The 21,038-nt window shown below is 69.8% G+C and carries 17 protein-coding genes; 6 read left to right on the top strand and 11 right to left on the bottom strand.

Going from position 1 to position 21,038, the window contains the following annotated elements; all coding sequences use genetic code 11:
- Positions 1-42: 42 nt before the first annotated feature.
- Complete coding sequence (locus AB7E83_RS12230; RefSeq protein WP_428569696.1) at positions 43-1,113, bottom strand: hypothetical protein; 1,071 nt, start codon at positions 1,111-1,113, stop codon at positions 43-45.
- Positions 1,114-1,235: 122 nt separating this feature from the next.
- On the opposite strand from AB7E83_RS12230, the gene AB7E83_RS12225 reads away from it, so the two are divergent.
- Complete coding sequence (locus AB7E83_RS12225; protein ID WP_428569693.1) at positions 1,236-1,661, top strand: CopD family protein; 426 nt, start codon at positions 1,236-1,238, stop codon at positions 1,659-1,661.
- Positions 1,662-1,668: 7 nt separating this feature from the next.
- On the opposite strand, the gene AB7E83_RS12220 is transcribed toward AB7E83_RS12225, so the two are convergent.
- A complete protein-coding gene (locus AB7E83_RS12220) occupies positions 1,669-2,175 on the bottom strand; it encodes a DUF2231 domain-containing protein (RefSeq protein ID WP_428569690.1) in 507 nt (168 codons plus the stop codon).
- A 36-nt stretch (positions 2,176-2,211) separates the two neighbouring features.
- Between AB7E83_RS12220 and coxB the strand changes: the two genes are divergently transcribed.
- From coxB to AB7E83_RS12200, 4 genes are read left to right on the top strand one after another with little or no spacing between them, the layout of a single operon-like run.
- A complete protein-coding gene (gene coxB / locus AB7E83_RS12215; RefSeq protein WP_428569886.1) occupies positions 2,212-2,874 on the top strand; it encodes a cytochrome c oxidase subunit II in 663 nt (220 codons plus the stop codon).
- Positions 2,871-5,426 carry a cytochrome c oxidase subunit I gene (ctaD, locus tag AB7E83_RS12210; RefSeq protein WP_428569688.1) on the top strand — a complete coding sequence of 852 codons (2,556 nt, stop codon included), beginning with the start codon at positions 2,871-2,873 and terminating at the stop codon, positions 5,424-5,426. Before coxB ends, ctaD begins: the two co-directional genes overlap by 4 nt.
- Complete coding sequence (locus AB7E83_RS12205; protein WP_428569686.1) at positions 5,423-5,776, top strand: hypothetical protein; 354 nt, start codon at positions 5,423-5,425, stop codon at positions 5,774-5,776. Before ctaD ends, AB7E83_RS12205 begins: the two co-directional genes overlap by 4 nt.
- Positions 5,767-6,594, top strand: coding sequence for a cytochrome c oxidase assembly protein (locus AB7E83_RS12200; protein WP_428569684.1), 828 nt, complete (start codon positions 5,767-5,769; stop codon positions 6,592-6,594). The genes AB7E83_RS12205 and AB7E83_RS12200 overlap by 10 nt, the downstream gene beginning before the upstream one ends.
- 4 nt (positions 6,595-6,598) lie before the next feature.
- On the opposite strand, the gene AB7E83_RS12195 is transcribed toward AB7E83_RS12200, so the two are convergent.
- The 6 genes from AB7E83_RS12195 to crcB form a co-directional block, all read right to left on the bottom strand.
- Complete coding sequence (locus AB7E83_RS12195; RefSeq protein ID WP_428569681.1) at positions 6,599-7,897, bottom strand: PQQ-dependent sugar dehydrogenase; 1,299 nt, start codon at positions 7,895-7,897, stop codon at positions 6,599-6,601.
- A complete protein-coding gene (locus tag AB7E83_RS12190) occupies positions 7,894-8,280 on the bottom strand; it encodes a DUF2231 domain-containing protein (RefSeq protein WP_428569680.1) in 387 nt (128 codons plus the stop codon). Before AB7E83_RS12190 ends, AB7E83_RS12195 begins: the two co-directional genes overlap by 4 nt.
- A 135-nt stretch (positions 8,281-8,415) precedes the next feature.
- Positions 8,416-9,216 (bottom strand): class I SAM-dependent methyltransferase, encoded by an 801-nt coding sequence (locus AB7E83_RS12185; protein WP_428569677.1) that lies wholly within the window; start codon positions 9,214-9,216, stop codon positions 8,416-8,418.
- Positions 9,217-9,317: 101 nt separating this feature from the next.
- Positions 9,318-9,599, bottom strand: a complete 282-nt coding sequence (locus AB7E83_RS12180) for a hypothetical protein (RefSeq protein ID WP_428569675.1) — start codon at positions 9,597-9,599, stop codon at positions 9,318-9,320.
- A gap of 97 nt (positions 9,600-9,696) precedes the next feature.
- The gene (locus tag AB7E83_RS12175; RefSeq protein WP_428569673.1) at positions 9,697-10,260 is read right to left on the bottom strand and encodes a DUF1439 domain-containing protein; all 564 of its coding nucleotides are present in this window, start codon (positions 10,258-10,260) and stop codon (positions 9,697-9,699) included.
- A gap of 67 nt (positions 10,261-10,327) precedes the next feature.
- Complete coding sequence (gene crcB / locus AB7E83_RS12170) at positions 10,328-10,705, bottom strand: fluoride efflux transporter CrcB (RefSeq protein ID WP_428569672.1); 378 nt, start codon at positions 10,703-10,705, stop codon at positions 10,328-10,330.
- A gap of 122 nt (positions 10,706-10,827) precedes the next feature.
- Between crcB and AB7E83_RS12165 the strand changes: the two genes are divergently transcribed.
- Entirely contained in the window at positions 10,828-12,066 is a 1,239-nt protein-coding gene (locus AB7E83_RS12165; protein ID WP_428569669.1) for an FAD-dependent oxidoreductase, read from the top strand.
- 13 nt (positions 12,067-12,079) lie between these two features.
- On the opposite strand, the gene AB7E83_RS12160 is transcribed toward AB7E83_RS12165, so the two are convergent.
- From AB7E83_RS12160 to AB7E83_RS12150, 3 genes are all read right to left on the bottom strand, one after another.
- Positions 12,080-13,348: a hypothetical protein gene (locus AB7E83_RS12160; protein WP_428569667.1), complete on the bottom strand. Its 1,269-nt coding sequence runs from the start codon at positions 13,346-13,348 to the stop codon at positions 12,080-12,082.
- Positions 13,349-13,657: 309 nt separating this feature from the next.
- On the bottom strand, positions 13,658-15,064 hold the full coding sequence (locus tag AB7E83_RS12155; RefSeq protein WP_428569664.1) for an alkaline phosphatase: 1,407 nt from the start codon (positions 15,062-15,064) through the stop codon (positions 13,658-13,660).
- A gap of 63 nt (positions 15,065-15,127) precedes the next feature.
- Positions 15,128-21,038, bottom strand: a 5,911-nt coding sequence (locus tag AB7E83_RS12150; RefSeq protein ID WP_428569661.1) for a calcium-binding protein, incomplete at its 5' end; no start/stop codon positions are given.

Raw genomic sequence — 21,038 nt, 5'->3', positions numbered from 1 at the left:
ATGCTCCGTTCTCGGTCCAGGCGCCGTCCCCGAGGTTTCCGGCTACCCCCGCATCCCATACTTCTGCAGAAACATGTTCGCCGTGCGGTACTGCAGAAAGCGGTTGCCCATGTCCTCCGGCAGCAGGCGCGGATCGACCACACCGACGGGATCGTCGGCGCTCAGGGCCTCGAGGTCGCCGTCGGCGTCGGAGTGCAGCACGATCAGCGTCCGCGAGACATCCAGCCCCCTGCTGCGCAGGAACACGATCACGTGCATCAACTGCGGTTCCGTCGGCTGGTAGTGGCCGCTCAGGTTTGAAATGCTCGTGCAGCGCCCCTGCTCGAAACTGATGTCGCCGGCACACACGATCTGCTGCCCCGCGAGGTACGACGAGTGGAAGAACGTCCGTTGGTGAGTGAATTCGTAGACGCGATGGTCGGCCATCAGCAAGTCCGTGCCCGTGAGCACGTAGCCGAAGCAATACCGGCGATGCTTCGTGGCCGGCTCCTTCGTGTTGCTTCGGGTGTCCGCGGGCCGCTCGACCACGCCATCGTGCTCCCGCACCAGCGCATGGGCGCAGCCGTTGCGGAAGGTCAGCCGCAACTCGGCCGCTTCCGCCTGTTCCATGTACTTGAGCGGCCACGAGAAGCTGCCTGCATCCGTGTCCACGCCGTGCTTCGTCAGGCCCGAGAAGAAGCGGGACTCCAGAAAATTCGGCAGCGCGTACACGTCGCATTGAAGAATGGCGCACAGCTCCTTGAGCAGTTGCCGCTCGATGCGCTCCAGCACGGCTGCACGCACGCGCGTCGCTTCCTCGGAGAACACATGCGTGGTGCGCATCGGCACCAGGCCGTTGCTGCGTTGACGCCCGCCGCTGCTCAGCCGCGTGCGGTCTGGCTGCTGAGGTACCGGCGCCGTGCCCGGTATCCTGAGCGGCGCATTCTGCCGCTGCCGCCAGAACGCCTGACAACGGCGCCACATGCGCGCCATGGCCACGGCCTGCATGAAGGGGTCGCGACGGTATTGATGGATCTCGCCGAGGTGGTGTCCCACCGCCAGGGTTTCGTCATCCCTGAACGACCGGCCGAGCGAAGCGAGAAATTGCGTGGGATCGGGAAGCTGAGTCGACATGTACTGCTGCGTGACTGCTCGGAGAGTGTCGCACAGCGATGCTCCGTTCCACCGCTTGCGGAACCTTGTTTCAAATAGTCCCTGCCGCCGGTGGTTGAGGCTAGTATGGCCCGTCCAATCCCATGCCCTGGCTCAAGCTTCTCCACATCTGCGCGGTGATCGTCTGGTGCGGCGCCCTGCCCTACCTTGCGCTGGCCGTCGCGTCGCGCCCGCCGACAGGCGCGGGCACGCTTGCACCCGCGCGCGCCTCGCTGCTCCTGCGATGGGTGTACGTGGGCGTCGCTACGCCGGCCGCGCTGGTCGCCATCGCCTCCGGCACCGCCATCTTCGGCCTGCGCGGCCCCCTGGCGGCGTGGCTCGTGGCCAAACTCGCCCTGGTGGCGATGCTGGTCCTCGTGCATGCGGCATGCGGCTGGCTCCTGCTGCGCCGCGAACAGATGCGCTCCAACGTCCCGCGCGCACTGGGTCCCGCTTTGGCCGGGCTCGCCTCGCTGTTGCTGATGGCCGTGGCGTGGCTGGTGCTGGGCAAGCCCGATGTCCGTGCCTGAGCACGACTCAGCCTCGCAGGCCACCGTGCTCGTCCGGGACCGCCGCGGCATCGACGGCCACGGCCTGTTCATAGACGAGCTTGCCGCCGAGGTACGCCGCAAGGGCGATCAGCACCAGATTGAGAATCGAGAGGCCGAAGCCCAGCGGCATCACCGAATCCGCGGCGCCGAGGCGCAGGCGCAGCAGCCAGTTCAGCGTCCCCAGCGACAGCAGCATGACGGCCAGCAAGGCGTGCGTCCACGCCGTGACCTTCCGGCGGATCGCCTGCACGGTGAGCAGGTCGACCAGTCCCGCGAGGCTGGCGACCCAGCCGCCGAGCGCGCCCACGCCGGCCAGCCACAGCCCGGCTCGCGCCCAGAAGGGATCGCCGTTCCAGAGAAAGGCTGCATCCGCTGCAGGCAGCGCGACGAGCGCCGCCACGGGGAAATGGATCAGCATCGGGTGCAGCGGATGCCCGCCGATCGCGGCATTGCTTTGAATCGGCTCGGGCGGTGCCGTGGGGGGTTGGGGCATGGCGGCATTGTCCGCGCCGTTGCGGCCTGCGTGGCGATGGTTTTGCTGCCGGCCTGCGCCGGGCCGCAGTCCACCCTGGACGCCGCCGGACCGTCGGCGCGGGCCATCGCGCTCGTGTGGTGGTGGATGCTGGGCGTATCCGCGGCGGTGTTGGCGGGGGTCCTGCTGCTCTGGCTCGCGGGCATGCGCCGCCGCAGGCGGCCCGCGCGGCCGGCGGACCCGGGATGGGAGCGAAGGTGGTTGATCGGTGGCGGCATCGTGCTGCCGGCGGTGGCCATCGCCGCGCTCATCGGCTTCGGCGCGGGCGCGGGCCTGCACCAGTTGGCGCTGCCCGGACTGGCGCCCGCGCCGCTGCGGATCGACGCCGTTGCGAACCAGTGGCGATGGGAGTTCCGTTATGGCGGCGACGCGGGTCCGCGGCTGGACAACCGGCTGCGCCTGCCCGCGGGGCGGCCGGTGGACATTCACACCCGCAGCAGCGATGTGATTCACTCGTTCTGGGTGCCGGCGCTGGCGGGCAAGCTCGATGCGATTCCCGGGCGCACGCTGGTGATCCGGCTGCAGGCGCAGGAGCCGGGCCGCTGGCGCGGGCAGTGCGCGGAGTTCTGCGGGCTGGGACACGCGCACATGGTGTTCGAGGTCGAGGCGCTGCCCGCGGCGCAGTTCGACGCCTGGCTGAAGGAAGGCGCGGCACGATGAGCGCAGCGCCCGCCACGCCGTCCTCCGGCGCGCACGACGCGCACGACGCGCACGCGCTCCACGAAGCGTTCGAGCGCGTCTGGGGCAATCCGACCGGCTGGCGTTCGCTGTCGGTGGTCAATCACAGCAGCGTGGCGGTGCGCTTCATGGCCACCGGCGCGGTCTTCTTCGTGCTTGCGGGCCTCCTGGCGATGGCCATGCGCGTGCAGCTGGCCCGGCCGGGCGCGGGCTTCATGAGCGCACAGGCCTACAACCAGGCCTTCACGATGCACGGCACGATGATGATGTTCCTCTTCGCCGTGCCGGTGTTGCAGGGGCTCGCCGCATACCTGCTGCCCAAGATGCTCGGTGCGCGCGACCTGGTCTATCCACGGCTGTCCGCGTTCGGCTACTGGTGCTACCTGTTCGGCGGCGTGATCCTCGTGGCCAGCATCCCGCTGGGGCTCGCGCCCGACGCAGGCTGGTTCATGTACACGCCGCTGTCGAGCGCGCGCCACTCGCCGGGTCCCAACGCCGACTTCTGGTTGCTGGGCGTCACGTTCATCGAGATCTCCAGCATGGCCGCCGCCATCGACATTGTGGTGTCCGTGCTGCGCGCACGGGGTCCTCACATGGCGCTGCACCAGTTGCCGGTGTTCGCCTGGGCGATGCTGGTGTCGTCGTTCATGGTGATCGTCGGGTTCCCGCCGCTGATCCTCGGCTCGATCCTGCTGGAGCTCGAGCGTGCGGCGGGCATGCCGTTCTTCGACCCCGCGCGCGGCGGCGACCCCTTGCTGTGGCAGCACCTGTTCTGGCTGTTCGGCCACCCGGAGGTGTACATCATCTTCCTGCCGGCCGCGGGCATCGTCTCCACCCTCCTGCCGGTCTACGCCCGCCGGCCGCTGGTGGGCTACACCTGGGTGGTGCTGTCGCTGGTCGCGGTCGGGTTCCTCAGCTTCGGCCTGTGGGTCCATCACATGTTCGCGGTCGGCATTCCGGCCCTCGCCCAGAGCTTCTTCGCGGTGGCGAGCATGCTGGTGGCCATTCCCACGGGCATCCAGCTGTTCGCGTGGATCGCCACGCTGCTCGACGGCCGTCCGCGCTGGTCGATTCCGATGCTGTGGCTGACCGGCTTCCTCGCGATCTTCGTGGCCGGCGGACTGACCGGCGTCATGCTGGCCTTCGTGCCGTTCGACTGGCAGGCGCACGACACGCATTTCGTGGTCGCCCACCTGCACTATGTGCTCATCGGCGGGATGCTGTTTCCGCTGGTCGCGGGCCTCTACCACTGGCTGCCGCACCTGAGCGGACGCATGCCGCTGCGCGCGCTTTCGCATGCGGGCTTCTGGCTCAGCTTCATCGGCTTCAACGGCACGTTCCTCGTGATGCACTGGACGGGCCTCGTCGGCATGCCGCGGCGCGTGTACACCTACGACGCCGGTCTGGGATGGGACTGGCCCAACCTGGTGTCGTCGGTGTTCAGCTTCGTCATGGCCTTCGGCGTCGCCGCCGTGCTGCTCGACCTGGCCCTGCACCGGCGGCTGGGCCGCAAGGCGCGCCCCAATCCGTGGCGCGCCGACACGCTGGAATGGGCCACCGGCACGCCGCCGCGCTCGTACAACTTCGCGAGCCTGCCGCAGCTTCCCATGCGACACCCGTTGTGGGAGCAGCCGGGGCTGATGCGCAGCATTCCCGCCGGCGACCATGCCCTGGCGGACGCCTCCCACGGGCGCCGCGAAACCCTGGGCTGCGACCCCGTGAGCGGCGTGCCGCGAGAAGTGATCCACCTGCCGTCCAACTCCTGGTGGCCGCTCGTGGCCGCGCTCCTGCTGGCCGGGCTGTGCCTGGGCCTGCTGACCAAGGCCTACACCCTGGCAGGGTTCTTCGCCCTCGCCGCGGTGGCCGCGCTGCTGCGCTGGTCCTGGGAGAACGGCGCCCACCCGACGATGGCGGCCACGGGGTCGGACGAATTTCCGCGCGACCTCCCGCACGGGCTGCAGCTCCATTGGCGCACGTTCGACGGCCCGGGGCTCTGGGGCATGGGCCTGGCGCTGCTGGCCAACGGCACGCTCTACGTGTCCCTGCTGTTCGCCTGGTTCTACCTGTGGACCGTCGCGCCGAACTGGCAGCCGCCCGCCCGTTCGCCGCTCGAAGGCGGCTTGCTGCCTTGCGCGGCCGCGGCGCTCGCGGCAGGCCAGGCCGCGATGGAGATCGCGGTCGCACGGCTGCGACGCAGGCATTCGCAGGCCCGGCTGCGCCCGCTGATGCTTGCCGCCGCCGGCGCCGGCATGCTGGCCTGCGCGCTCATCGCCCTGCTGTGGAGCCGCGCGCCGCTGGCGCCCACCGCGAACGCGCATGACGCGGTCCTGGTCTTCACGCTGGCCTACCTGCTGCTGCATGGGGCGGCAGCGGTCGTGCTGTCGCTGCTGCAGGCGTGGCGCGCCCATCTGGGACACGTCGGCATCGCAGCGCCCTATGAGCCGGCGGTGGTGACGCTGCTGTGGCGCTACACCGTGGCCTGCTGCGTGCTGGCATGGCTGGCGATGGTGCTGCTGCCGAGGGCGTTCGCGTGAACGCGCAGCGCCTGCGCCGGCTCCTGTGGCACCCCTTGCACCCGGCCTTCGGCCTCGGCCTGTGGGCCCTGTGGTTCGTCGCGGCCTATGGCGGCGTCTCGGTGCTCTGCAGCACGCAGCCGTCGGCCGCGGCGCTCCCCCCCGTCTGGGTCCTGGGCCTGGGCGCGCTCTGCATCGGGCTGGCCGCTGCGCTGGGCGGCCTGTCGTGGGCCTCGGCCCGTGCCGTGCGGCATGCGCCCGACGCGCCCTCGCGATTCGTTGCGCGGCTGTCCGCCGGACTCGATGCGCTGGCCGCCGTGGCCACGCTCGCCGGGGGTCTTCCGCTGCGGTGGTTGCCGCCGTGCGTCTGATCCTGCGCGCATTCTGCGCCGTGCTGCTGGCCTGGCCCATGGTGTCGGCGGCGCACGCGCCGGGCGCGAGCGGGACGCTTCGCGACTGGCCGGTGTGGACGACGCAGATTCTGTTCGCCGCTGCATGGCTCGCGTTCACCGCCGGCGCGCTGCGCCGCCCGCCGACAGCAGGCCGGCGCGCCGCGTTTCATGGCGGCATGCTGGTGCTCGGGCTGGCCCTGTTCGGACCGCTGGACCTCCTGGCCGAACGATCGACGGCATGGCACATGGCGCAGCACATGCTGCTGATGGCAGTGGTGCCGCCGCTGCTGGTGGTCGCACGCCCGCTCGCGCAATGGCGTGCCGCCTGCGGACACGGGCTCGACGTGGCCTGGCGTCTTTCCATGACCCTGGCTCGGCGTCCCCTCGCATGCGCGGCCGTGCATGCCCTTGCCGTCTGGGCCTGGCATGCGCCCGGGCCGTACAAGGCGGCGCTGGCCGATCCGCTGTGGCACGCGCTGGAGCACGCCAGCTTCCTCTTCACGGCCTGGATGCTGTGGTGGTCGGTCCTCGCCGGAGGCCGGCGACAGTGGCCGCAGGCGCTCACGGCGCTGCTGGTCACGATGGCGCACACGGGCATGCTGGGCGCCTTGCTGGCGTTCTCTCCGCGCCCGCTCTATGGCGCCGAGGCCGCCGGCCTGGCCGACCAGCAGCTGGCCGGGCTGCTGATGTGGATTCCCGGCGGCGCGATTTATCTTCTGGCGGCGCTGCGCATCGGCGCCCGGCACCTCGACGGTCCGGTGTCCGGCGTGCCCGCGCGAGCGCCCGAGAGGCGTTGACCGCTCAACGGGACTGCGCCGTCTGCTGAACGGGCGTGGCGCGCCAGACCGTGTTCGACAGGTCGTCGGCGACGATCACGCCGCCCTTGGGATCCAAGGTCACGCCGACCGGCCGGCCCATGGTCTTGCCGTCGGCCTGGAAGGCGGTGACGAAGTCGATCGGCTCGCCGGCGGGCCGGCCGTCCTTGAACGGCACGAACACGACCTTGTAGCCGACCGGCTGCTTGCGGTTCCAGCTGCCGCGCTGGCCGACGAACGCGCCTTCGGCGAAGCGCGGATCCTGGCCGGCGGTCACGAAGGCCAGCCCGAGCGGCGCGGAATGGGAGGGCAGCGCATAGTCGGGGCGCACCGTCGCCTGCACCTTGGCGTCGTTGGCGGGCCGCACGCGCGGGTCGGGATTGGGGCCCCAATAGGCATAGGGCCAGCCGTAGAAAGCGCCTTCGCGCACCGAGGTGAGGTAGTCGGGCACGAGATTGGGACCCAGCTCGTCGCGCTCGTTGACCACGGCCCACAGCTGGCCGCTGCCGGGCTGGATCGCCAGCGCGGTCGGGTTGCGCAGACCCGTGGCATAGGGCCGCGAGGCCCCGGTGGCCGGATCGATCTGCCAGACCATCGCGCGATCTTCCTCGACTTCCATGCCGCGCTCGCCGACATTGCTGTTGGAGCCGATGCCGACGTAGAGGAAACGGCCGTCGGCGCTGGCGGTCAGCGCCTTGGTCCAATGGTGGTTGATCACGGACGGCAGCTGGGTCACCGTGACCGGCGGCTTGCCGGCCCGTGTCTGTCCCGGCTCGTAGTCGAAGCGCACCAGCGCGTCCTGGTTGGCCACGAACAGCTGGTTGCCGATCAGCGCCATGCCGTACGGCGCGTCCAGGTTCTCGGCGTAGACCCAGCGGCCTTCGTAGCGTCCGTCGCCATCGGCGTCGCGCAGCAGGGTCAGGCGGTCGCCGCTCTCGACCGACGTGTTGCCCTTGGCCTTGATGAAGCCGGCGATGAAGTCCTTCGGGGTGAGGACCGGCGCGCCGCCGCCGCGGCCTTCGGCCACCAGGATGTCCCCGTTGGGCAGCACCAGGGTCTGGCGCGGGATCTTCAGGTCGGTCGCGATCGGCGTGATGGTCCAGCCCTGCGGCACGACGGGCCGCCGGTCGCCCCAGCCCACGGGGCTTGCGATCTTCATGGCGGGCAGCAAACCGCGACTGGGCTGCGGGAGCGCGGGGTCGGGTCCGTACTGCGCGCCAATGGGCACATCGCCGCAGGCCGCGAGCAGGAGCGAAGCAATGGCGGTGAACGTCGCGGCTCTCATGGCGCCACCCTCCTGCGCAGGCCGACGGCGCCGAGGCCGCCGGTGACCGTCACAAGCAGCACGGCGAGAACGGACAGCCAGAGCGCCGCCGGCATCGCGGCCCATCCATCCTTGGCAAGCACCAGCGAACTGAGCAGTCCTACCGCGCAACAGGCTGTGAGGCCGAGCAGATACAACAGTGGCGGCGCCCCATGCCGGTTGCGCCTCAGAGCTCGCTCCACGAGCGCCCAGACCAGGGCAACGCCCGTGAACACGAGCGCGCCGGCCGTCAGCCATGAGGCGAAGTTGGTCCACTGAATCTGCTCCGTTGTCCAGTAGGCCCAGTTGCTGAGCAGGGCGCCAAGGGACAGGGAGATTGCGCAGAAGACGAGCAGAGCGTGCATCGGTACCTCACCAAAACGATGGACATACCGTAGACGCTGCTGGATGCGAATGTTGTAGGAGATCGACCCGAGCCGACCTTCGGTGAGCCTATCCCGTCGCGCCACCGAGCATGCTGGAAGAGCGCGCCATCGACCTCACGGCTTGACGAACTTCAGCACGAACTGGTCCTTGGGCATCGCGGGCACGGGCGTGTTGCGGTCGCGCGGGTCGTTGGGGTTGCGCAGGAATGCGCCGCGCCCGGCCAGCCGGAAGCCCGCGGCTTCGACCTCGCGGACCACGAACTCCTCCTCGACACGATGCAGCGTGCCGGACTCCGAGATGCCCGTGCCGGGCCGCCCGGCATGGTCCGCGATCACGTAGACACCGCCGGAGCGCATGGCGCGAAACACCGCCTGGTTCATCCGCGCGCGGTCGACGCGCAGGTGCCCGAGGTCGTGATAGTTGAACATCAGCGTGGCGAGGTCGATCGACCCGGCCGCCACCTCCGGCGGCAGCGGGTCTTCGAAGGGCCGGGTCAGCGGCACGATGTGGCTCATGCGTGCCGCGCGCTCCACGAGCGTGGGCGCGGGAGGCGTTGCGGAAGCCGCCGCGGGTGGGGGCGCGGCCCGGCCTTCGGCCTGCGGGGGTGGCATTCGCGCCGGGTCGCGCGGCGCGTTCTGCGCATACACGCGGCCGCTCGGCGTGACGGCGCGCGCGATGAGTTCCGTGGTGTAGCCGCGCGCCGCGCTCAGGTCGAGCGCGGTGGCGCCGGGGCGCACGTCGATGAAGGTCAGCATGTCCACCGGCTTGCGGCGCTGGTCGTTGACGCGGTCCGCGGGGGCGCGGTCGGCACTGGCGACGATGGCGGCGAAGCGTTCGCTCGATGCCGCGGGAGTGCGCAGCGCGGCGCATCCCACGATGACGAAGGCAGCCGCTGCGCAAGCAATCCACTGCATGGATCGAACGGGAATTCTCATGATTCAACACCTTTGTTCATGCCGTGCGCAGTATTGTGACGGCTCGCGCGGCGCGCAGCGGGACCGAAAAGGACGCCTTCTCACTCCAGCAGTTCGCGCAGCCGGAGCACCACCCAGTCGGCCTCCGGCTCGGACAGCGGCGAACCCACGCCGACGAGGCCCTCGCGGATCTGCTCCATCATGCGCTGCTCGTTTCCTTCGGAGCCGGACAGCATCATCGTCGCCCGTTCCACCAGGGCGTGCGCAAGGTCCTCGCACAGCTCGTAGCGCGCGATCACCTCCTGCGCGGGTCGCAGCAGACGGCTTCCGTCCCTCGAGGAATAGATCGCCGCGAACGAAGCGGGCGGCTCGATCTGGTTCATGTCGTCCATCTGCGAAGAATACGCGCGAGCGGACTGTCGCGCTGTCGTGCTGTCGTGCTGTCGTGCTGTCGTGCTGTCGTGCGGTCGTGCTGTCGCGCTAACGGCGCGCCTTGGGGCCGAACACGATCACCACGCCATCGTCCACGACGTCCATGCGCCGAGGCTCGAAGCCCATCGTGTCCGCCAGGGCGAGATCGCGCGGCGCAAGCGTATGCACGACGAGATCGCCCGCTGCCTCCTTCATCACGGCGCCCAGGCCGCGTCGGAGTTGCTGAAGCGTCTCGGGCGGAACGCCCCGCCATCTCAAGTCCAGGACTTCCGGCTCGCGGGCGCGCACGGTCCGGTCCGACGGCTCGTAATGCAGTGCGAACACCACGTCGACTTCGCCGGGCGCAACGGCCTGGGGCGGAATACCGACGAGCTGCGCGACCAGCGTCGCGCCGACCTTGTTCCGCGCGGGCAGGAGCAGCAGGCGCGGCGCGCTGACCTGCACCGCCAGCACGCTGCCGAGCGAGAACTGCATCGGAAAGCGCGTCGACAACGCCGCGTGCAGCTCGGCGGCACGGACCTTGTGGCGCGGACCGCCCTCGCCGCCTTCAGCGCGAAGGTCGGCAACCGGACAGCACGCAAGCGCCATCGACAACAACCAGCGTCGATTCATCGTGCGCCGATTGTGAGGCGCGCGCGTGTCGCTTGTGCAAAGCCGCAGCGTCGCCAGCCGCGCGGACTCACGAGGCGAGTGCGCGAACGGCGTGCATGCCCGCGAAGAATCCCGCCACGCCCAGCACGACCGAGCCCACGGCATACGCGATGGCGGCGGCCGTGTCGCCCCGCGCGTGGAGAAGCCCGGCCTCCAGCGAAAACGTGGAGAAGGTCGTGTAGCCGCCGAGAATGCCCGTGGCGATGAAGAGCCGCACGTGCGGCGGCATCCCGATCTTGAGCGCGGCGAGCTCGACGACCACGCCCATGAGGAGCGAGCCGGACACGTTGATGAACAGCGTGCCCCAGGGATAGGCGGCGCCCCACAGTGCAAGGCTCAGGCCGTTCGATGCATGCCGCAGCATCGCGCCGATGCCGCCGCCGAGAAATACGAGCAAGTAGTCCATGTGGCCTGTCCGGTTCACCGGATCATGCCACCGACGACTCCTCGCGCGTTGCAGAGCATCGATCGGCACCTTGCGCCGCTTCGCATTCGGCCCTTACGATGCGGCGAGGCAAGGAACCCCCCATGGCCAACGAGAATTTCCTCGACGCCCGCACCCAATGCTGCATCGCCGGCGGCGGCCCTGCGGGCCTGATGCTCGGCTACCTGCTCGCGCGTGCGGGCGTCGACGTCGTCGTGCTCGAGAAGCATGCCGATTTCCTGCGCGATTTCCGCGGCGACACGATCCACCCGTCCACGCTCACGGTCCTCGATGACCTGGGGCTGCTCGAAGCCTTCCTGGAACTTCCGCACCAGGAGGTCCGGGAACTCACCGGCGACGTGTTCGGCGAGCGCGTCACCCTCGCCGACTTCCGCCACCTTCCCGCGCCCCGGCCCTTCCTCGTGCTCGTGCCGCAATGGGACTTCCTCGACTTCATCGCGAACGAAGCGAAGCGCCTGCCGCGTTTCTCCTTGCGGATGTCGACCCGGGCCATCGGCGTGATCGAGGACGACGGCGTCGTCACGGGCATCGAGGCGCAGTCGGGAGACCACCGATACCGCATCGCAGCCGACCTCGTCGTCGGCGCGGACGGTCGCCATACGACGATCCGCGAGAGCGCGGGCCTTGCGAGCGATGACCTCGGCGCGCCCATCGATGTGCTCTGGTTCAGCCTTCCCCGCGACGTGAAGAACGACCCCGACATCACGGGCGGCACGATCCGCGCCGGCGCGATGCTCGTCACGCTCAACCGCGGCACATACTGGCAATGCGCCTTCGTGATCCCGAAAGGTTCGCTGGAGACCTTGAAGCAGGACAGCATCGAGTCGTTCCGCAAGAAGGTGGCGGACATCGCCCCCTTCCTCGACGACTCCGTCCCCGCCCTCGCGAGCTGGGACGACGTCAAGCTGCTGAGCGTGCAGATCGCCATGATGCCGCGCTGGTGGCGGGACGGACTGCTGTGCATCGGCGATGCGGCGCATGCGATGTCGCCGGTCGGCGGCGTCGGGATCAATCTGGCGATCCAGGACGCCGTGGCCGCGTCCAACCTGCTCGCGCAGCCGCTGCGCGAAGGACGGCTCGCCGCGAGCGATCTCGAAGCCGTGCAGCGCCGCCGGCAGTGGCCCGCGCGGGTCACGCAGCGCGCCCAGGTCGCCGTGCAGAACGTCGTGCTCTCGCCCGTTCTTGCGCGCACCGCGCAGCCCGACCGCGTGCCGCTGCCGGTGACACTGCTGCAAAGGTTGCCGCTGCTGCGCCGGCTGCCGGCGCGCATGGTGGGCATCGGCGTGCGGCCCGAGCGCGTGCGCACGAAGCCCTTCGCCTGAGCGCCTGAGCCCCTCAGCGCACCGGCGCCGCGATCTCGTCGAGGCGCGGCAGCGTGCTGCGCTGCGCCCACAGCGTGAGCGACGACGCGATGTCCTTCAGGATGCAGTCGCCTTCGGAGTCGTCGTCGAGCTTCAGGCCCGCGGCGGCGAAGGCCGCCATGTTGACTTCGCTGGGCACGATGCGCGACTCGCCGCCGATGACGGTGCCGCGCAGCAGCACCTCCATGTAGTCGCCGTTGTCCTTGAAGGTGATTCCCGCGGCGGTGCAGCGGACGAGCGCCGGGCGCAGCGCGCGCTTTTCCGCCGCGCTGAAAATCATGCCCGAGAGCGTGCGCATGCCTTTCCAGCCCAGTGCCTCCCATTCGCCGAACGTGTTCTGCGCAATGGCCTGCTCCAGCCGCTTGAAGACGACGTTCTGCCCGGCGTTGAGGCCATTCGCGTGGAGTTCGCGCTGCCACTCGGTGAACTCCTCCGGGGGGATCATCTTCGAATCCTCCGGATTGGTCCGCAGCAACTCCTCGGCCCACACGTACTTGACCGCCTTGGTCGTGTGGCCGTCCACGCGCATCAGATGCACGAGCGTCCGGCTCAGGTCCACCTTGCCTTCGAGCTTCTTGAGCGCGAGCACGAGGTCCTCGGCGCTCGACTGGTAGTGCCCCGTGCGGTGCGAGAGGTACACGAGCTTGCCGCCATAGCTCATCCACTCGCCGCCGCACAAGAGCGGCCGGCCGCCGAGGAAGGAAGAGTGATGGAACTGGCTGAGCGTGTGGCTGTAGGTGAAGAAGACGCCCGTGCCGCTCGCCACCCAGATCGCGAAATTGGGGCCATGCACCGCGGTGCTCATCGCCGCCGTCGACAAGGGCTCGGGAGACTTCGAAGCATTGAGCGTGGTGAGCTTCTTGTCCGTCGAGAACTGCACCATGTATTTCCAGCGCTGGTCGGGCGCCAGATACTGCACCGACGGCAATGCGTCGAGACCCTGCGCCGTACACCACTCCCAGAAGGTCTGCGCCTTGCGGTCGTTCATCCACTCGGCGAGCAACTCGCGCGCACTCTTGCCTGCGCTCATCTCGATGTGGCCCCAGGAGCGATGCCGGGGGTCGATGGCTTCGAGCCAGTACGACTCGTTGATGTGCTGGTGGCCCCCGGAGAGGCGCGAATCGAGCGAAGGCAGCAGCACCTGGTTGACCGCCGATCTCGCCTTGCCCCAGTTCGCGCGAGCCCGCGCCTGGACCAGGGCCTGGGCCTGCGCGCGCGGCGCGCATCGGCGCCTCGACCGCATCGCGCTCCTTCTGAGCGCTGAGCCCGAGCATGCCCCAGGTCGCTGCATGCGGCTCCCCGGCCTTCACGCCCTGCGCGGCCGTTTCCTGGATCTTCGCGAGCATGGCCAGCTTCTGGTCAGCCGTCGCCATCGTGGTCGTGTCGTACTCGCGCAGCATGAACGAGACCTTCGAGCGGGTGCCGATGCCGCCCGATTCGGTCAAGGACATCCATTGGTCCGCCTTCATCAGCATCGAGGGCATGGCTTCTCCTGCGTCGTTCCCGGAAGAGATGATACGAGGACGCTCACAAGTTGTAACGAGGCGCGAATTCAACGCGCGCCGAACACCCCGTGAAGGATCCGCGCGAAGTCCGTGTTGTCCCGATAGCCGCGGAAGCGCTCGGCGCCGGGGCCCATCGCGCCGACGACCACCGGCTCCGTGGTGTGTCCCGCCGTGCCCCAGTACACGCCGGTCTGCCGCGCGACCATGCGGCCGAGGGCGTTGCGCACGATGTCCCACTGGTTGCGCTCCAGAGGGCGGCGCTGCAGGATGGACTCGCGCAGGTCGTCGTCGAGCCGGAAGCCGGGGAAATGCGTGGCGAGCAGCCGGTCGAGTTCGGCGGAGGTCGGCGTGCGGCCCAGCGTCGCCTGCACCTTGTCGAGCGACATCGTGATGCCCGAGAGCAGCTTCAGTTGCGTATCGCCGCTGTAGAAGCGGTTGCGCGAGGTGATGTCGCGCAGGTCGCGCAGCGCGTAGGTGATGCTCAGGCCGCCCGTCTCGTGGTCTCCGGTGACGAGAATCAAGGTGTCGGGATGGCGCTTCTGGAACTCGAGCGCGACCTGCACGCCCGCGTCGAACGCCCACAGGTCGCGCATCAGCGCGGCCGCATCGTTGCGGTGGCCCGCCGTGTCGGTGTTCTCGTTCTCGGCGAAGAGGAAGAAGCCCTGCGGGCTGTTCTCGAGCGACCGCAGGGCGGCCGCCACCATGTCGGCGAACGAGGGTTGCGAGGTCGCCGCGCGGTCAATCTCGTTGTCCATCGCATCGTCCGAGAAAAGGCCGAGCAGGCGCGGACCGCGCGCCGCGCTCAATTCGGCCGCGCTGCGGGCGACGGTGTAACCCTTGGAAGCGAAGGCCGCGATCACGTCCCGCCCGTCCTTGCGCTTGCCGCCCGGTCGGCCTTCCGGCAGGAAGTGATCGCTGCCGCCGCCCAGCATCACATCGGGCTCGAAGGCGAGATACTGGTCGACGATGGCGGTGGAGTTGCCGCGCTGCAGCGCATGCACGGAGAACGCGGCCGGCGATGCGTCATAGATTTCCGCCGTGGTGACGAGGCCGATGCGCTTGCCCGCCGCCTTCGCGTATTCGGCCGCGGTTCGCACCGGCTTGCCGTCGGGCCCCACGCCCACGGCGCCGTTCGTGGTTTTCACGCCGGTCGACATCGCCGTGGCGGCGGCCGCGGAGTCGGTGGCGAAGGCGCCATGCGGATGAGTCGCCAGCAGGCCCATGTGCCCCTGCGCGAGCACGGTGTCGGTGATCGCGAAGCCGGCGTTGCGCAGCGCGCGGCTGGAATAGCGGCCGAATTCGAGCTGCGTCGCGGCCACGCCGTCGGCGAACAGCACGATGACGTTCTTCGGCCGCTGCGCCTCGGTGGCCGGCGTCGCGCACGACGCGAGGACAACGGCCGCCGCAACCAGCAGCCATCGGGTGAAGCGCTCGAGGCGCGCCTGGACCAGCATGTTGGATATTCCTCCTTGATGGATGGCGAAGCTTACTGCCACTTCCGCACCATCCATCGCCCGTCACACCCAGCTCGCCGCGATCTGCGCCTCCAGTGCGGCCGAGTAGTGGGCCGGCAGCGTCAGCGGACCCTTGGCGGGCACCTTGAAGGCGGCCATGGCGTTGACGAGCCCCTGCACGTCCTCGGCTTCCAGGTAGTCGCCGTTGTCGATCTCGAAGATCTCCACCTTGTATTGATTGCCCAGGTACCAGTTCGTGACCGTCATCTTGTCGGAGGTGCCCACGATCGACACCTCGAGGTTGTTGGACACCCGGCGGAACCACAGCTGGTCGATCGCGATGTCCGGGCCGAAACGCACGCTGTCCTCGTTGTCCTCGGTGGCGTCGTTCTCCACGATCGTGTCCGCACCGTGGCCGCGCGCGAGCCGGTAGACATCGTCGCCCGTGCCGCCCGCGAGCGTGTCCGTCCCCTCGGAGCCGTCCAGCGTGTCCCAGCCGGCGCCGCCCGACAGCGAATCGTTGCCCAGCCCGCCCACGAGCGAGTCGTCGCCGCCCGCGCCGTTGAGAGTGTCGTTGCCGGCCAGCCCGAAAATCGCGTCTGCCTGCGACGTGCCGGTGAGCGTGTTGGCCGAGGACGTGCCGTTGACGATGTTGAGCACATGCATCGCCAGCGGCACCGCGTTGGTCGCGCCGTGGTTGTCCGTACCCTCGATGGCAAGGTTGAGGACGCCCGAGTCCGAACTGCCCGGCGTGCCCGCGAGCGTGCGCGTGGCCGCATCGAACGTGAGCCAGCCGGGCATGGGCGCATGGTCTTCCATGCCGATCCAGTAGCTCACCGTGTCGCCCGGGTCGATGTCGATCATCAGGTCCGGCGCGATCGTATAGCTGAAGGCCTGGGTCTCGATGGCGTAGAAATCCGTCAGCAGCAGGTTCAGCCACGGCGGCTCGTTCTGCGGCGCCTCCACCAGGTCCGTGCGCAGCCCCCGGGCCACTTCGTCGACGCGCGCGGCCGCGGCCGAACTGCCGTCGTCGAACGCCACCGCGTCGATCACCCCGCGCAGCTCGACGGTCTGCGCATCCGCGTAGAAGTCGATCAGGCGCAGGCTGTCGCTGTCGCTGTCGCCGAGCGACAGCACGACGTCGGCATTGTCCCGGCGAACCTGCACCTGCGAAGCGGCGACGCCGGCGTCGAACTGCACGCGCGCCCTGGACGCCGGCGCGCTCGTCGCGAACGTGTCGCGCCCGTCGCCCGCGCCGAAACGCACCGTCCAGGCGCCGCCGCCATCGATCAAGGTGTCGTCGCCCGCGCCGCCATCGAGCTCGTCCGAGCCCGAGATCGCGCGCAGCGTGTCGTCGCCCGCGCCGCCCAGCAGGGTGTCCTGGTCGAAGCCGTTGTTGCCGGGCAGGTTGTCCTGCAAGGTGTCGTTGCCCGCGCCGCCTTCGAGCAGGTTCGCGTATCGGTTGCCGATCAGGACGTTGGCCCCGGCGTCGCCGATCGCATTCGCGGCCCCCAGCGCTTCGCCCAGCGTCAGGTTCTCCACATGGGCATACGAGGCGAGGCCGTACGTCGCGCCGGCCGTGCCCTGCAGAATCGTCACCGTGTCCTCGCCTTCGCTTTCGCCCGCGAGTTCGGTCACTGCGTCGAGCGCATCGATCTCGTAGCGGTCGTCGCCCGCGCCGCCCACCAGCGTGTTGGCCGCGCCGTTGACCGATGCGAACAGGTTGGCCTGCGCGTTGCCCTCGCCGCGCGTGGCCGCCGCGCCGATCAGGATCAGACTCTCCAGGAATGCGCCGAGCTTGAAGGAGACGCCTGCGCGCACCGTGTCGGGCCGCACGCCGCCGGGCTCGGTCTCCACCACGACGTCCCCCTCGTCGTCGACCACGTAGGTGTCGCCCTCGCTGCCGCCGATCATCGTGTCCGCGCCCGCGCCCCCGTCGAGCCACCCCGGCGCGAGCCGCGCGCCGCCGTGGTCGATGACGTTGTTCCGCGCATTGCCCGTGAAGCGAGCCGGCTGCAGTTCGCCCTGCGCGCTGTAGACCGCCCATTCGCGGTTGACGTCGACGAGGTTCTCCACGTGAGCCGGCAGCGTGTAGGCGTAGCCCCAGACGTGGACGGTGTCTGTGCCTTCGCCTTCGGCTTCGACGACCACGTCGTCGACCTCGTCGCTGGTCGCACGGCCGTTGACCGTGTTGACCCAGTACGTGTCGTCGCCCGCGCCGCCGGCCAGCGTGTCCGCGCCGGTGCCCTCGTTCAGCAGCATCGCCTCGCGCGCGCCGCGCAGCACGTTGGCCGCGGCGTTGCCCGTGATGACGTTGTTCACGCGGTTGCCCGTGCCTTCCAGGTTCAAGGGGCCGGTGAGCGTGAGGTTCTCGACGTTGTCCGGGAGGATGTAGCTCACCGAGGCCTGCACGCTGTCCGTGCCCGCATCGACGCCTTCGGCGATGGTGTCGAGCGTGTCGTCGACGAGGAAGAGGTCGTTGCCGGCCGTGCCGGTCATCGCGTTCGCGTTGCCGGCGGCGGTGCGGCCGGCGATCTGCGCGGCGTCCCACGCGCTGCCGTCGGCGAAGGCAACGGATTCCAGCGCGGTGTCGGCGCTGTCGAAGTGCCCGGCCACGATGAGCTGCGTGGCGCTGCCGTCGAGCACGACGACGAGGTCGGCGCCCGCGCGGTACAGCGCGACGTCCGCCTGCGCGATGCCGGGGCCGAGCGCGAGCGTATCGACGCCACCCGCATCGATCACCGTGTCGTTGCCCACGCCGCGACGCCATTGGTAGCGATCGTCGCCTCCCCCTCCTAGCAGGGTGTCCCGCCCGGCGTCGCCGTCGAGCGTGTCGTTGCCGTCGCGCACGTCGGCCCATGAGACGTACGCGTCGCCGTAGATCAGGTCGTCGCCTTCACCCCCGAGCAGTTCGTCGTCGCCGAAATAGCCCTGCACCGTGTCGTTGCCGCCGAGCGCGTCGATCGTTTCGCCCCAGCGCTGGCCCTTGATGTCGTCGGCCTGGTTCGTCTTCTGGTAGTTGACCAGGCGTCCGATCAGGTCGGCCCAGGTGGTGCCGTCGGCGAATCGCACTTCTTCGATCTTCATGTCCGCGGGGTCGTCGTTGTACGCCTGCATGACCATGCGGATCGGCGCGCTGCCCGCGGCGCCGGTGCGCAGCAGCACGTCGTCCCAGCCGTGGGTGTAGTCGTTGAAGTCGCGTTCCACGCGCACCTGCTCGGGCGTGATGTTCGCGGGCAGCACGATGGCGTCGATGGCCTCGGCTGCACTCGGGGCTTCGAGCGTCTCCTCGATGTCGGCGGCCTGCCACGTGGCGAACTCGTAGGTGTCGCCGCCCTTGCCGCCGTACATGAATTCGCCTTCCTTGAGGACGTCGTTGCCGTCGCCGGCGTACAGACGGTCGTAGCCCGCGCCACCTTCGAGCGTGTCGGTGCCGCTGCCGCTGGTGAGGACGTCGTCGCCCGCGCCCCCCTGCAGGTGCCGGCGGCCGGGGCCGGCAAAGGTGATGTGGTCGTTGCCGGCCTTGCCGTCGGTGTGGATGTCGGCGGCCGAGCCGGCGAACGCTTCGAGGTTGTCGTCGCCTTCGGTGGTGGCGTCGCGCGCGGCGCGCAGCAGGATCTGGTCGTGGTTCCAGCCGCGCCGGTCCGCGAATTCGATGCGCTCCACCAGCGAGTTGGGGCCGAGGCGGATCTGCTCGCCGGTGGGCAGCAGCGTGAGCACCGGATTTGCCAGGCCGCCGATGCGCACGTTGTTCATCGTGATGCCGGCGCCCAGCAGGAGCTTGTCTGCAGCGCCGTCGACTCCGCTGTCGGCAATGAGGTCGTTGCCGCCGCCGAGCGCGAAGCGATAGGTGTCGGCGCCCGCGCCGCCGTCGAGCGAGTCCGAACCCGCGCCGCCGTCGAGCGTGTCGGCGCCGGCGTCGCCGTGGAGCACGTCCTGGCCCGCGCCGCCGGCAATGCTGTCGTTGCCGTCCGCGCCGAAGAGGGTGTCGTCGCCGCCCAGGCCGTCGATGAGGTCGTTGTCCGCGGAGCCGGTGTAGGTGTCGGGGCCTTCGCCGAGCGCGTTGCTCACGTGGGCGGCCATCGCGGCGCGGTCCCACACGGTGCCGTCGTCGAATTCCAGGCGGTCGATGCCGACCGAGGCCGCGGCTGCGAAGAAGCCAAGAATGGTGGCCGTGTCGCCCGTGGCCAGGCGCAGGCGCAGGTCCGTGCCGGCGCGGGTGACGATGACGTCCTCGGGCATTGCACCCGCGATGCGCAGCGTGTCGACGCTGGCGGCCTGCGCGTCCGCGTCGTCGATGACGTCGTCGCCCAGGCCGGCTCCCCATTCGTAGCGGTCGCCGCCCGCGCCGCCCGCCATCGTGTCGTTGCCCAGCCCGCCGCTCAGTTGGTCGGCCAGCGTGTTGCCCAGGAGCACGTCGTTGCCGCTGCCGCCCATGGCCTGGGTGCTGCCATCGGCCCGAGTGATGGTGATCGGCGCATTGGCGCGCAGGCCGAAGAGTTGCGCGGTGGTGTAGGCCGTGCCGCCGATGTCGTAGCGCTGGATGCCGCTGGCCAGTCCGTCGGTCACGACGATGGCTTCGTCGCCGTAGCGCAGGTGCAGGTCGGCGCCGTGGGCCTCGGCCGTGATCGCATCGAGCGCAATGCCTTCGAGCTGCAGCCGGTTGTTGCCGTGCGCGTCGGCGATGGTGTCGGCCTGGCCGAGGGCGTTGACGATGCTGTCGCCCGCGGCGAAGCGGTAGAGGTCGTCGCCCTGGCCGCCGCTGAGGTAGTCCACGCCGGCGCCGCCGATCAAGGTGTCGTTGCCGTCGTCGGCTCCCATTCCGTTGTCACCCGCGAGGCCGTCGTCGCCCGCGCCGCCCATGACGAGGTCGCTGCCGCCGCCGCCAAAGAGGGTGTCGTTGCCTTCGCCGCCGTCCATCGTGTCGTTGCCGTGCGCGCTGGCCTCCACGTTCTCCGGGCGGTCGTCGCCGCGCAGCAGGTCGTGGCCCGCGCCGCCGTACAGTTCGTCGGCGCCGCCGCCGCCGATGACGGTGTCGTCGCCGGCTTCGCCATCGAGCAGGTCGTTGCCGTGGGCTGCGAGCTCGAGGTTGCCTTGCAGGTCGTCGCCTTGCAGCTGGTCGTTGCCTTCGCCGCCGAAGAGCGTGTCGTCGTTGCCGCCGCCGGCCAGGAGGTCGTTGCCGCCCTCGCCGTCCAGGTAGTCCTTGCCGTGGTCGCTCACGGCGACCGAGGTCTGCACGTCGTCGCCCAGCATCGTGTCGTTGCCTTCGCCGCCGTGGAGTTCGTCGTCGTTGCCGCCGCCGGCCGCATAGTCGTCGCCGTCGCCCGCGTCGAGGTAGTCCTTGCCGTGGTCAGCCAGTGCGAGCTGGACCGCGTGGCCGTTGTCTCCCCAGAGCCGGTCGTTGCCCGTGCCGCCGAGGAGCGTGTCGTTCCTGCCGCCGCCGGTGATGTCGTCATCGCCCGAGCCGCCTTCGGCCCAGTCGTTGCCGTGATACGCCGAGGGGGTTTCCAGCGAATGGTCGTCGTCGCTCCAGAGTTTGTCGTCTCCTTCGCCGCCGTAGAGTTCGTCGGCGCCGCCCTGGCCGATGAGGATGTCGTGGCCCGCCCCGCCCAGCAGCGTGTCGGCGCCGTGCCTGTCGAGCGGCACATGGTGGACGTAGTCGTCGCCCTGCGTGCCATCGCCCAAGAGAAAGTCGTCGCCTGCATCGCCCAGCAGCAGGTCGTCGCCGTCGAGGCCGATCATGTCGTCGTCGCCGTCGCCGCCGGCCGCGATGTCGTCGCCCGTGCCCGACACCACGTAGTCGTCGCCCGCGCCGGCATCGATGACGTTGCCCTCGCTCTCGACGAACTGCGTCCCGCCGGGCGTGTCTTCCCACGCCGGCCCCGCGTCCGCGCCCATGACTTCGAGGTAGCGAAAGAGCAGCGGGTTGTTCTGCTGGCCCGCCTGGAGCTGCGGGCGCGTGGTGGTCCACGAG

This window comes from Ramlibacter sp., assembly GCF_050250995.1.
GTDB lineage: Bacteria > Pseudomonadota > Gammaproteobacteria > Burkholderiales > Burkholderiaceae_C > Ramlibacter.
Note: the sequence above shows the minus strand (reverse complement) of the source record. Positions and strands in the feature narration are given on the sequence as shown.